This is a genomic window from Paraneptunicella aestuarii (genome assembly GCF_019900845.1).
Classification (GTDB): Bacteria; Pseudomonadota; Gammaproteobacteria; order Enterobacterales; family Alteromonadaceae; genus Paraneptunicella; species Paraneptunicella aestuarii.
On record NZ_CP074570.1, the window covers coordinates 4,534,536 to 4,548,172 of the forward strand.

The following is a 13,637-nucleotide window of genomic DNA, read 5'->3' on the forward strand; positions in this document are numbered from 1 at the left end:
AACCTTTACCCTAATCTTTGCCTAACGACTTCATACAAACACACTCCTGTCGCGACAGAGACATTCAAGCTGGATACGCTTCCCGCCATAGGTAACTTCACCAATTCATCACAGGTTTCCCGGGTTAATCGACGCATACCTTTACCTTCTGCGCCCATCACCACAGCTAATGCACCATCAAGTTTGCAGTCATAAATAAGCTGTTCTGCTTCACCGGCAGTACCAATCACCCACACACCGGCTTCTTGCATTGCGCGTAAGGTACGAGCCAAATTAGTCACTTGAATAAGAGGGATAACCTCCGCCGCGCCACAGGCGACTTTACGTGCAACAGGAGATAAGTTGGCAGATTTATCTTTCGGCACAATCACCGCATGAACACCAGCGGCATCAGCTGTACGCAAACAAGCACCGAGATTATGCGGATCAGTTACGCCATCCAGAACGAGGAAAAATCCATTGGACTGATTTTCCAGCAGATTCTGCAAATCTTTTTCATCAAACACTCGACCCGGCTTGGCTCGCGCCACTACGCCCTGATGTTGAGCTCCATCCACCTTATCGTCGAGCGCCTTGCGTTGACAGAATTGAACTGAAATTCCCAATCTACGCGCTTCATTAATCACATTATTCAGACGCTGATCTTCACGTCCTTTTAAGGCAAACATTTCAATAATACGCTCTGGCTCTTTTGCCAGCAGTGATTCCATCGCATGAATACCGAATAGCCATTCATGTTGTGCCATACAGAATTATTTCCTCTTCTTACGCTTACTTGAGCTGCCACCCTTACGATGGCTTGATGCTTTACCAGAACTGGATTTTCGAGCTTTAGTTGAATCCCGTTTACTTGAAGAACGTCGGGAACCGGGTTTATCTGAACCCCCTTTCCCTGCACCGTGCTTTCCGGAATCCTTACGGTCTGAACCGTGTCGACCCGAGTCGTGTCTGCCAGAGTCTTTTCTACCAGAATCATTTCGCGCAGAGTCCGCGTGCTGAGCATTTCTCGCTGTTCGAGAACGTCTTACCGCCTTCTTACCTTTCGGCATAGGCATATCCAGCACGAAATCAATTTTACGCTCGTCCAGACTGACCGATACCACTTTAACAGTAACCTGATCGCCCAAACGGAATGTCATGCCTGTGGCTTCGCCAACCAGACACAACTTCACTTCATCATAATGGTAGTAATCGTTGCCAAGGGAAGTGATATGTACCAAACCATCAATATGGAACTCAGCCAAACGGACAAAGAACCCAAAGTTAGTAACGGCAGAAATCACACCTTCAAAGCTATCGCCCAGATGATCCTGCATGAATTCACATTTCAGCCAATCAGCAACATCACGGGTTGCATCGTCGGCACGGCGCTCGGTCATAGAGCATTCTTCACCTAATACAGCCACTTCCGCTTCAGCATATACCTTGCCACCGGTGAGTGATTCACGATTATGCGCTTTATCATTAATCGCTTTCAAAGCACGATGCACAACCAGATCAGGATAACGACGAATAGGCGATGTAAAGTGAGCGTAAGCCTTTAACGACAATCCAAAGTGGCCAATGTTTTCATTGGAATACACTGCTTGTTGCATTGAGCGAAGCAGCATGGTCTGGATCAATTCCTGGTCAGGCCGCCCATCAATCAATTTAACAACTTCACTAAAATCTCTTGGTGTCGCGCTTTCGCGAAGGTTATGCTCAATGCCCACTTCCGCTAAATAAGACAGGAAGCTTTGAATTCGTTCTGGATTTGGCTCGTCGTGAACACGATACAAACCTTCCGCTTTATGTTTCAACAAGGTTAACGCTGCTGACACATTCGCCATGATCATACATTCTTCGATGATCATATGAGCGTCATTGCGGATCAGCGGCACAATATGTTCAATTTTACGCTGAGCATTAAAGACAAATTTGCTTTCCTGAGTCTCAAACTCAATAGCACCACGGCGGCGACGCGCTTTTTTCAGTGCTTTGTACAAACTATGCAGTTCATGCAAATTATTAACGTGAGCTTCGTAGCGTTGATGTAATTCCGGGTCGCCCTGCAAAATGTCCCACACCTTGGTGTAAGTAAAACGAGCTTTAGAGTTCATCACGGCTTCGTAGAAACGATGATCTTTCAGTGCGCCATTTTTGCCAATGTGCATTTCGCACACCATACACAAGCGGTCAACATTCGGATTTAACGAGCACAATCCGTTAGACAGCTTTTCGGGCAACATGGGAACAACTTGCTCGGGAAAATACACTGAGTTTCCTCGAAGTTGCGCCTCTTCATCTAACTGAGTGCCAGGTCGAACATAGTAACTCACATCAGCAATAGCAACCCAAAGCTTCCAGCCACCATCACCATGAGGTTCACAATAAACTGCGTCATCAAAGTCCCGAGCATCTGCGCCATCAATGGTCACCAACGACATTTCACGCAAATCAACACGTCCCGCGTAAGCTTCCTCGGGAACCGTATCGGCAACACCGGCAACCTCACGTTTAACTTCTTTTGGCCATTCATGAGGAATATCAAAAGTGCGTAGCGCGACTTCAATCTCCATACCCGGAGCCATATGCTCACCCAACACTTCCGTGATTATCCCTAATGGGTTAGCTCGCTTGCGTGGGCGCTGCGTAATTTCCACGACCACAACATGCCCTTGACGAGCGCCTTTAACATGTTCAGGTGGAATAATAATTTCATGATGAATGCGAGCATCGTCAGGAATGACCAGAGCAACGCCATTCTCCATATAAAAACGCCCTACAATAGGCTCAGTTCTGGGAATGATGACATTGACAATTTGCGCTTCTCTGCGGCCCTTTAAATCTTTTGTTCCAAGGCGCGCTGCAACAATATCGCCGTGGATCAGCGATTGCATTTGTTGAGCAGAGATATAAAGGTCTTTACCGCCTTCCTCTAATTGCAAGAATCCATAGCCCTCGCGGTGACCAATAACCTTGCCTCTGGATAAGGTCTCAGGTTCGCCTCTTTCATACTTCTTGTGACGATTAAAAATGACTTGCCCTTCTCGCTCCATTGCCCTTAAGCGGCGCTGGATGGCGATTCGGTCTTCTTCAGTAGAAGCACTTACCAGATGACAAATTTCCAGAAATGTCAGCGGCGTTTTGTATTTGTCGAGCAAATTAAGAATGTACTCACGACTCGCCACAGGCTTGTCGTACTTGGCTTTTTCTCGTTCGAAATGAGGGTCATCTTGCATAGGGAATGGGCAGACCTGGTTTTCCTGCTATATTTTTAGCCCAATTATAACCAGCATCAGATATTTAAGTAGCGATATTTTTATTTTCGTTGTTAACCTGTATAAGAAAATTAGGAATCGAGTGGGCGGCGTGCATGTCGCACAGCCTTGGGATGCATCAATTTTTCCAAACCAGCCAAACATTCCGCAATTTTTGCGTGGGTTTTCTTATCGTCAGTAATCGCGTTATACAACCAATGGTAGGCATTCTCGAAATCATAAGGGCTACCATTGCCTGCGATAAAAAGCTCCGCTAACTGTATTTGAGCTTTGAGATTTCCTAGAGAACTCGCTTCTCGAAGGTAGGTAACAGCACGTTCAACATCCTTTTGTACTAACTTGCCATTCGCATAATATCGTCCCAATTGCTCCAATGCTGCTGGAAGTCCCTGCAGAGCAGCATCTTCCATGAAGCGAATGCCTCGCTCAGGACTAGCATCAACACAGACCCCCCAAGCCAGCATATCGCCCCACAAAAATTGATAAGCAGGAACCTTTAATACTTCCGCTCGGGCTTCAATATCCTGAACTAACTGGCAACGATCCATAACAACGCGATCCAGATGTTCATTGCGTTCAATCATGCGGATCAGTTCATCTTGGGTATACAATTGCACTGCTTTCACTTCTTCAGCAGCATAAGCAGGCATCCCAAACAAAATCAGAACAGTAAGTAACAAGGATCTCAGCATGATTTTTCCCGAATAATTTAAATTCAGCACTCGTAGCAAGCCGTCGTATTAGTCTAGTTATCGACAATTACCGAAATTGGTAAAGTGATAATTTTAATCAGAGCAATTTTTAATCGACAAAAGAAAGTGCAAATTTCACGCCGTTTAATCCTGAGCGATTAAATATTGATCAATGACTTGTCGTGATCGTCGAGTTGCTACTAAGCAATACCTCGTTGATAACCGAAACCAACTGTTCTCTCTGGAAAGGTTTTCCTAAATGCTGATTGAATCCAAGCTGATGATAAAGTTCTACTTCATGGCTTAACACATTGGCCGTTAAGGCAATAACCGGCAATGATTGCCACCTTAAATCCGCTCGTATGAGCTTTATTGCCTCAATACCATCCATTCTCGGCATTTGAATATCCATCAGAACAACATCAAAGTCTTCCTTTTCCAGTAACGCCATCGCCTCGACACCATCATCGGCTATTTGTACAGATGCTCCTTCCAGAAATAGCATCTCCTTGGTAATAAGCTGGTTAATGTCGTTGTCTTCAACCAGTAACACCTTTAGTCCTTGCAGATTAGTGCGTTGACCTTTAACAACCCCTACACTTTTACCCTCATACATGTCATAGCTAATAAAACACGTAAACGTGGTGCCTTCATCTTCCTGACTCACCGCTTTAATGCTACCACCCTGCAATTCCAGCATTTGCTTTACAATAGCCAATCCCAAACCGGTTCCACCAAAACGCCGACTGGTTGAACTGTCGGCTTGAGTAAAACTGTCGAACAGCTTGCCTAATTGTGCCTTCTTGATGCCAATCCCGGTATCTTGCACTTCGATGCGCAGATTCAATTTCCCTTTCTCATCACCACTGCCCGGTAACGCTCCCATTGTTAAACGCACTTCACCTTGCTCAGTAAATTTAATGGCGTTAGAGCAGAGGTTAATCAGTATTTGCAGCAACTTGGTAGGATCCCCCAGCACTTTTTGTTCGACACGTCCTTTGCCTACGATATCCAGCGTCACCCCTTTACTCTGAGCCATGTGTGACAATTGATTTTTGACTTGAGACAGAATATCGGCTGGCACAAAAGGCACATTCTCAACTTCCATTTTTCCCGCTTCTATTTTGGAAATGTCGAGTATCTGATTAATGATATGCAGCAGGGTATTGGCTGACAGTTCAGCCTTGGTTAAAAACTCTCGTTGCTTGTCGGTTAATTCCGTATCCAACACTAATTCCAACAACCCCATCACACCATTAATTGGGGTTCGAATTTCATGGGACATGGTTGCCAGAAAGTCAGATTTCGCCTTACTTGCTTGTTCCGCACTGTATTTTGCTTCCCGAAGTGCCATTTCCATTTTCTTGGTATCGGTAATATCAACATACGAAACCAAAACACCAATAATACTGCCTTGCCGATCCTGTAGCGGAACCCGGTTAACAATCAAATATCGCTCGGAACCATCTTCTTCACGTAAGTGTTCGAGCAAATTTAGCATGGAGCGACCAGTAGCAATAACATTCATATCTTGCTCTCTGTATCGCTCGGCATATCTGCGATCGGCTGATAAATCGAAATCTGTCTTTCCGACGACTTCCCTCGGCGACACCAGCCCTGCTTCTCTAGCAAAGTGTTGATTACATCCCATGAACCTTAAATTGCGATCTTTCCACATCACACCAAAAGTCAAAGTGTTTAATACCGCAGACAGTATCAGCTCGGATTTCTCCAATTCTACTGTCCCTCGATCGACTTCCTTCTGTAGTTGTTCGGAAACCCGAACTAATTGATTAAAAAAGTAATCCACCACATACAGCAACACCATGCCAATGAATACAAAACCAGTAATATTGTTGATCCAGGCTTGTGGTGTCAGTACGTAATCGGGAGGAATTCTGGGGAAAACCAAGTCTCCCATATAAGACCAGTAAAGGTGTATACCCATGATTAAGACGGAAACAAATGAGATAATCACCGCCGCCCGGATATTAATAAACAAGCGACTAAAAATCACAGAACCTAATAATACAAAAGTACCAGCCCCCGATAACCCAAACGTAAACAAACCAGTAGAACCAATAAAAAACAGGCAACCTACCACGATATAGGCTTTCAAATCGGTAACAAGCCGATGTCTAAATAGGGCGGCAAAAGCAAAAATGATAGAAATAACAATATGCGCCCACATTATGGGCAAAAAGCCAACTTCAAAGGCTCGATAGAGAGAACCGGCGAGGGCAACAACTATGACAAAGAATGCCCCGACCAAAAACCGATTGATCAGTCTATTCTTAATACTGTTAACGTCATTCACACCCATTAAACTCTTTACATCGGGAATGTTTTGCAAGATAGCCAACAAGCAGAAAATATTAACATGCTCATTGATGGATAATTTAAGTGTACAAGCTAGCCAGAAAAAAAACCTGCTTTTGCCCTCACAATTTATAAAGTTCGCTTGTAAGCTTCTTCGATTATGACAACAAAAAATGATTATTTATTCTCATATAAGTCAGAAAAGATGCGCAGGAAAATAAACGCTAAATCTGCCTTGACAATTAATAATGATGTATTTCAAAAATCACAGATTGAAAGATGAATAAATTATAAACAGGGACTGATTACTTACCCTGAAAAACAAACCTAAAGAATATTCTTTTTATTCCGAATAACCAGAAAAAATAGAAAACCGCCTACAACTTCTATATATTAAAAAGCTATAAAAGCCAAACTTAAAATGTTTTAAAAAATAACAAAAAATCAAAATATAACAATGAATATCAATAAGTTAACTTCACTTTCTTTATATATCTCTTATTTTCGGAAAAAAGATTACACTGAGACTAATGTCCGACAATGTAAAGATTACCCCCTTATATCTCCTGTGATATAAACGCGCTCAACAACTGTTAACTACTTGTAAATTAACTTTTTCAACAATATTGCTAAACCTGTAATTTACTTCTACTTTTAATACGAAGAATTACATTAACACATCACAAAATGAGTGAAAAATACGCTTCTTTTTACGTGTAGAAAAAGCTATTGCAGGTGTATTAATAACATTGCAGGGAATACATTTATCACCTGTTAAACTTCCTTCAACAATGTTCAGTGAGTCTTAAAGCGAGGATTTTATGTTTGACCGCTTATCTATAAAACAAAGATTGCTTTCCATCTCGATCATTCCACTACTTATTCTCGTTTCCATTCTTTTATTTATTATTTTTCAACAAGTGGAATCCCTTATTGAAAAGCAAGTATCTGAGATTGAAAAAACGGCTTATGAAACTAAAGAACATGAACTCAAAACTATTGTAGAAATCGCCTATGCCACAATAAAGCCCATATATGAGAATGATGGTAATAAAGAAAGCGCTATTGAGCTGCTAAAGCGTATGGAATTTGGTGAAGATGGCTATATCTTCGGCTACGACAAAGATGCAATAAGAATCTTCAGTGGTATGAGTAATGCAAAAGTTGGAGAAAGCTATTACAACTTTAAAGACGTTAATGGTGTTTACCTCATTAGAGACTTGATTGAAGCTGGTCGTAAAAACAAACTGGGCAGCGGTGATGAATTTGTCAAATACCACTTCCCTCGCCTTGGTCAAACTCAAGCTTCTCCCAAGCTTTCCTATTCTATTTACCTTGATAAGTGGGATCTCATGATAGGTACAGGTGTATACATTGATCGCATTGACGCCTATGTCGATATTTTTAAAGATTCTTTGGAAAATGCCCGTAGCGGACTTATTGCTGCTACCATTACCGTATCCCTTATCTTGCTAGTGGTGTTAGTTTCCCTAAGCTTCATTGCCATCAGATCGATCATTAATCCTTTAGCTGAAATAACACAGTCCATTAAAAAGATCTCTATGGGTAACGGAGATCTAACCCAACGCCTCAATATCAAAGATCGCTTTGAAATGGGCGCATTGGCTGATGAAGTGAATTCATTGTTAGATTCCCTGAAATCACTAATCACTAAAGTAAGAGATGTGGCATACAGTGTTGAAAGCGAAAGTAGTAACTTGATTAAAGAAGCAGAAAAAATTCGCTCAGGCAGTATGTCTCAACACAAATCCATTGAGCAGGTTGCCACCGCAACAACTGAAATGTCACATACCGCAGAGCAGGTTTCTCACAATGCAGAAAATGCCGCAGTTGCAGCGCGAGATGCCGACAATCACGGTAAAGAAGCACTGACTACTGTTGAAAGTAGTTGCGAAGAAATGGCCAAACTCAATCAGGAAATTAACAAGGCCAGTGCCGTTGTTACTCAGGTTGGCGGAGATATAGAAAATATCAGCACCGTTTTGCAGGTCATTGAAAATATCGCCGAACAGACTAACCTTTTAGCATTAAACGCAGCAATAGAAGCGGCCAGAGCCGGCGAACAGGGAAGAGGTTTCGCGGTTGTTGCGGATGAAGTACGTAATCTGGCAAGTAAAACTCAAGGTAGCACAGAAGAGATTCAGGAAATGATCACCAAACTGCAAACAGGTTCAAGATCTGCAGTAAAAGTGATGGAAGAAAGCATTAAACGTAGTGAATTGGCTGAGCAAAGCATTCGTACAACGTCAAATAAATTAACAGAAATTGCTGGCGCAGTAGCAACAATGACAAACGTTAATACTCAAATTGCTGCTGCCGCAAAAGAACAAAGTATCGTTGGGAATGAGATAAGCAAGAGCATCGTTGCTATTTCAGACAAGAACAGTGACCTCGCTCAAATTGCAGAAAATAATGGCAAGGCGACCGAAGCCATGCGCAAGAAAACCATTGACTTAGAGAAGTTGGTAAGTCAATTCAAAGTGTAGTTACAACCATATCAGACTGCAGTAGGCACCTTGGTGCTTTGAATGATGAAAATACCGAAAGACAACTCTGGGGTTAACAATGAAAACCAAAATGACACACTCACTGGCATTAGGTTTGGCAGGGTTTGCGCTTGCCACTCCTTCATATGCCGCCGTAATGGATAGTACTAATGTAAAATTTAGTGGCTATATAAAGTTAGATGCGATGTCCAGCACATACAGCGATGGCACCATAGGCGCTGGGAGTATAGGTAGAGACTTCTACATACCAGCTCTAACACCTGTCGGCGGAACAGAAGAAAGTTCCCAATTCGACGCGCACATCAAGCAATCCCGTTTTCGCTTCACCGTCGATTCCATGTTAGAAAACAATGAGAAGATTACCGGTGTACTGGAATTCGATTTTCAAGTAACGCCAAATGGTGACGAGCGCATCAGTAACAGTTATTCACCTCGTGTGCGCCACGCGTTCATTAAATACCAAAACTGGCTCTTTGGTCAGACATGGTCAACCTTTATGGATGTAAGCGCACTGCCAGACTCAGTCGACTTCATCGGTACTACTGATGGCACAGTGTTCGTGCGCCAGGCTCAAATTCGCTACTCTATGAATGGCTTCGATATTGCGCTGGAAAACCCAGAATCAACCATCACACCTTATGGTGGCGGCGGCAGAATCGTATCAGACGACAATTCCACACCGGATCTGGTACTCCGTTACACAAGCAAAGGAGACTGGGGACACTTCGCCATTGCGGGTTTAGCTCGCCAATTGAAATACGTGAACGGCGGTATTGATGACAGTGTTGGCAGCTATGGCTTATCACTAAGCGGTAAAATGAATGTTGGTAAGGACGATATTCGAGCCGTTGTTAACTGGGGCAGCGGCCTTGGTCGATATGTTGGTTTAAATACCGCAAACGGTGCAGTATTAGACGCCAATAATGAGTTGGAAGCTATTGACTCCATGGGATTCTCTATTGCCTATCGTCATTGGTGGGATGATAAGTTACGCAGCAGCTTCATCTATTCAACCTTACAAGTTGATAATCCAACGAACCTGACAGGAATGTCAGTGACAGAGCAGACCTATAGCGTAAGAGCAAACCTGATGTATTCCCCCACAAAAGAATTAACCTTTGGTGGAGAGTATACCTTTGCAAAACGTGAGCTGGAAAACAGCGCCGATGGCGACATGAACCGACTGCAACTAATGGCTAAATATGCTTTCTAGATAAGCGATAATAACTGGAAGAGCAGTTTAATAGCTTGCTCTCCCAGTTATGTTTTTCCGTTACCAATCCTTTTATGCCCATGCACGCTTAATATCGGTCGCTTTCGGCAGCACTTTGTTACCAGTATACCGACGATACAACATTCGACCGAGCAACTCGGCGACTTCACGGGTGGTATCTTCAGCCATAAGCAGAAGACCCAAATCCTCCCCTTCTTTTAAAACGAAGGCAAAATCCTCGATAAGCTTGTCCTGGCTAACATCGGGTTGAATGCCATTAGCACGCATTGCCCCCTGACCAGTAATAAGCCACTCCATGGAAATGCCCGTTCGTTCATAAGCGCTGTAACACGCCTGGAAGGGAATTTGGTTACGGTTAACCCAGCCATTAATCGTGCTGGGACTGATTTGCAGTTGATTGCTCAACTGATAGTTGTTGTCTACATCAAAGGCGTGCCGAAGCCGCTCAAGGATGGCATTGAGATCTAAGTTCATAATTATTTTTTCTTTTATTAGTTATATTACCTTTCAACACTTCATGTACGATAATTTCACATATGAGAAACGTACACAATAACTAATGGAAATATAAAATACCAATAATGTCAAAGGAAAGTGAAATAATGAAAAAACAATGAACTAAAAATAAATAAAATTGGACACCAAATATACTATTTAGAAGGAATAGGTAGCAGATAGGACAAATTTATCTTCGGCAACATCTCCGAACAGATCTTGACCAGAACTGGTCGTACCATTGAAAGATAACGAAAGATCGACAATTTCGACTTTAACGATGAGCCCGAGATCATAATAAACATAACTATCTTCCAGAGCATCTTCGAGATCATAATATCCAATCTGGAAGCCTAAAGATGTGTTTTCATTTAAGTCAAAACCATGGTGATATTCATAGCGAATACCGCTTTCATCGAGAGCAAATATGTCGTCTGTGTACCCCAAACTGAAGGTTCCATAAGCGGTTTGATAATTAATCAGTAATTCCAAATAATCCAGATTGGTATGTGTATCAGGGTACTGATAGGAGATTAAAGAAAATACAGCCGAACGGCTTTCAGCCAATTCGAGTTCATAGCCAACAATTAAATCAACTTCAAGCTTTGCACCTAAGTCTCCAGGATCATTGTCATCAACAAAATCAACATTTGATAGGAACAATTCCCCATACCAACCTTGCTCATGAGATACGATTAAATCCAATTGCAAGGCCGGTTTTTCAAGAGTTTGAGACACACCAGTAAAGCGGTAATCCGATGTAGCAGTAACGGAACCTTCCACAGCGGCTAAAGTAGTGAAGGCAGGGAAAGTCAGCAACGCCAGCAAAGGTGAAGCAATAAGCGTGTGTTTCATTATTGTTATCCTTTGAAATAAACCCGAAACTCTATTGAGCTTACAAAGGCAGCACTTTCGAATCTAGTACACAACCGGGATTTATACCAGCCAACATAATGAACCGGTCTACCGCCATGCTATCAGCCTTTATGACCCTAAACACTGGCTTATTAGGTTAATATCCAGACCTTTAAACAAGCAAATAATTTACCAAGACGCTTTCTTTTGCAGTTTCCTTTGCAAGGTTCGACGATGCATACTCAACGCTCTGGCGGTAGCAGAAACATTACCATCATGTTCCAAAAGCACTCGCTGAATATGTTCCCATTCCAATTGAGCAGACGAGATAACGGAATGTTCTTCTTCCTCAATTTCAGCTGCATCCCCCTGCAAAGCTCGCAGCAAAAGCTCGAAATTGACGGGCTTGGTAAGATAGTCATCAACGCCCTTTTTTACCGCACTAACCGTACTGGCAATGCTGGCATACCCTGTCAGCACAACAATGCGTGAATCTGGCCATTGCTGGCGGATCTGCTCAACTCCCGTCAGCACTGAATACTGACCCAAATTTAAGTCCAGAATCAAATAATCGAATTGCCGCTCATCAGCCAGCAAGTGGTCGATATGATAGAAGGCAATCGCGTCATAACCACGCTTAATCAAACGCCGTACCAAGGCATCAGCAAACACCTCATCATCGTCAAGGACTGCTAACACGCCACTGTTGTTTTCATTCACTTCATCAATTCCTATCGCGTTTGTGGCAAAAACACACTTATGTGAGTACCAGCCTCAGAGCCACTATTCACCAACGACACTCTACCACCCGCTTGTTGAATAGCGGCATGAGCCAATGCAGCTCCAATTCCTAGCCCCCCGCTTGCGCTTTTCACGAAGCGCTGACCAAACTGTGTCAACTTACCAGCTTCAATGCCTGCACCATTATCTTGAATCAAAATTTCGATACCAGATTCAGCAGCAGTCACATCTATTTTGACCAATGGGCTAGCAGAGTCCTTACAAGCATTCGCCGCATTATCCAGCAAATTCATCAGTGCAAAGCTTAAATTGTCATCGTACTCAACCTGAAGCGATTTAACGTCTTCCCCCATATTGAGCTGGTACTGCACTTCGTTACGCGTCACCCACCAGCTTTCTATTAATTCCGGTAACCAATTTTGAATAGCATCTCTACGTAATTTATCTGGATCGTAATCACGAGTAGAAGCTGCCAACTTATGTAAAATCTGTTCGCAGCGTTGTACTTGAGTACAGATTTGCAGGTATACCTCATTATCTTGCCAATCACCCGCAGGTTCAGATTCAGCTAGTTCCTCCAATAACATAGTAATTGAGGAAATAGGCGAAGCTAAACGATGAGTCGTATTCGCAGATAACGTGGCAAACGCCATAATTTGCTGCTCACGCAATTGCCTCTCTCGCATTTCTCCCAGCGATTTTTGGTGGCGACGAATCAAATCAGCTTGGTGGGAAATAAAACCTGTGAGCAAGATAACCGAAATACAAAATGTAATCATCATACCTTCGATGTGACTGCTCATATCCATATTACTATGCTTCATATCAGTGTGATCCATAGCAGATTGAGCAGGCTCGGATGAATGAGACATATGCTGATGATGCTCACTTTGCATTTGCATACTGTGCTGCATGGAATTTTCTTGTGCCGAACTATCGGACATTTCTTCCAGGTGCAGATAAGTCAAAATGCCGTAGCTAAACATGGCTAAGCCAGCAATGAGCCAAGCCGTTTTTCGGCTACAAATCAAACTGCCAATGAGAGCAGGAAATAACAAAGCAGAAACCCATCCAGACATAACGCCTTGATGGGTATAGAGAAACCAACTGATAAAAAGAATATCAACCAGTAAACTGATTGCAATGTTGGTTTGTTCTTCAAAAGCATCCCGATAAAGAACAAACAGCACACCTAACAAGCTGTAGCAAAACACCACCAGCCAACGATAACTATCGACGTCATTCTGCCCAGTTGCAGCTAATCCAAGAAACAAAACCAGCAAAATCAAGCCAAAGCGTAACCAGCTTAGCCACACAACACTGGACTGATTTGGACTCAGACTATTTAAAAATTCCCGGGACATGATCGAATGCGTTAGACCAGATAAAACAAAATGGCGCACATCATACCTCATAACAACTAATGAGAGTACGACCCGGATCTTGCACTAAATTACTGTTCCAAATAATCAGTCACCTACAGAAAGTAGTAAGCAGACCCTCAGCCGCAGGG

10 protein-coding genes are annotated in these 13,637 nt (G+C 42.9%); 2 read left to right on the forward strand and 8 right to left on the reverse strand.

Annotated features, from left to right (window positions below):
• Positions 1-5: 5 nt before the first annotated feature.
• From rlmB to KIH87_RS17740, 4 genes are all read right to left on the reverse strand, one after another.
• Entirely contained in the window at positions 6-746 is a 741-nt protein-coding gene (gene rlmB, locus KIH87_RS17725) for a 23S rRNA (guanosine(2251)-2'-O)-methyltransferase RlmB (RefSeq protein ID WP_232359178.1), read from the reverse strand.
• Positions 747-752: 6 nt separating this feature from the next.
• Positions 753-3,221: a ribonuclease R gene (gene rnr / locus KIH87_RS17730; RefSeq protein WP_232359179.1), complete on the reverse strand. Its 2,469-nt coding sequence runs from the start codon at positions 3,219-3,221 to the stop codon at positions 753-755.
• Positions 3,222-3,331: 110 nt separating this feature from the next.
• A complete protein-coding gene (locus KIH87_RS17735) occupies positions 3,332-3,952 on the reverse strand; it encodes a tetratricopeptide repeat protein (protein WP_232359180.1) in 621 nt (206 codons plus the stop codon).
• A 169-nt stretch (positions 3,953-4,121) separates the two neighbouring features.
• Positions 4,122-6,269, reverse strand: a complete 2,148-nt coding sequence (locus KIH87_RS17740) for a hybrid sensor histidine kinase/response regulator (protein WP_232359181.1) — start codon at positions 6,267-6,269, stop codon at positions 4,122-4,124.
• 823 nt (positions 6,270-7,092) lie between these two features.
• Between KIH87_RS17740 and KIH87_RS17745 the strand changes: the two genes are divergently transcribed.
• Together KIH87_RS17745 and KIH87_RS17750 are read left to right on the forward strand one after the other, a co-directional pair.
• Positions 7,093-8,778 (forward strand): methyl-accepting chemotaxis protein, encoded by a 1,686-nt coding sequence (locus KIH87_RS17745; RefSeq protein ID WP_232359182.1) that lies wholly within the window; start codon positions 7,093-7,095, stop codon positions 8,776-8,778.
• 79 nt (positions 8,779-8,857) lie between these two features.
• Positions 8,858-10,012 (forward strand): DcaP family trimeric outer membrane transporter, encoded by a 1,155-nt coding sequence (locus KIH87_RS17750; protein ID WP_232359183.1) that lies wholly within the window; start codon positions 8,858-8,860, stop codon positions 10,010-10,012.
• A gap of 72 nt (positions 10,013-10,084) precedes the next feature.
• Here the strand turns inward: KIH87_RS17750 and KIH87_RS17755 are convergent, their stop codons facing one another.
• The 4 genes from KIH87_RS17755 to KIH87_RS17770 form a co-directional block, all read right to left on the reverse strand.
• Positions 10,085-10,507 (reverse strand): helix-turn-helix domain-containing protein, encoded by a 423-nt coding sequence (locus KIH87_RS17755; RefSeq protein ID WP_232359184.1) that lies wholly within the window; start codon positions 10,505-10,507, stop codon positions 10,085-10,087.
• A 180-nt stretch (positions 10,508-10,687) separates the two neighbouring features.
• Positions 10,688-11,383 carry a TorF family putative porin gene (locus KIH87_RS17760; RefSeq protein ID WP_232359185.1) on the reverse strand — a complete coding sequence of 232 codons (696 nt, stop codon included), beginning with the start codon at positions 11,381-11,383 and terminating at the stop codon, positions 10,688-10,690.
• Positions 11,384-11,572: 189 nt separating this feature from the next.
• Entirely contained in the window at positions 11,573-12,103 is a 531-nt protein-coding gene (locus KIH87_RS17765) for a response regulator transcription factor (protein WP_232359186.1), read from the reverse strand.
• An 11-nt stretch (positions 12,104-12,114) separates the two neighbouring features.
• On the reverse strand, positions 12,115-13,488 hold the full coding sequence (locus tag KIH87_RS17770; protein ID WP_232359187.1) for a sensor histidine kinase: 1,374 nt from the start codon (positions 13,486-13,488) through the stop codon (positions 12,115-12,117).
• Positions 13,489-13,637: the final 149 nt, after the last annotated feature.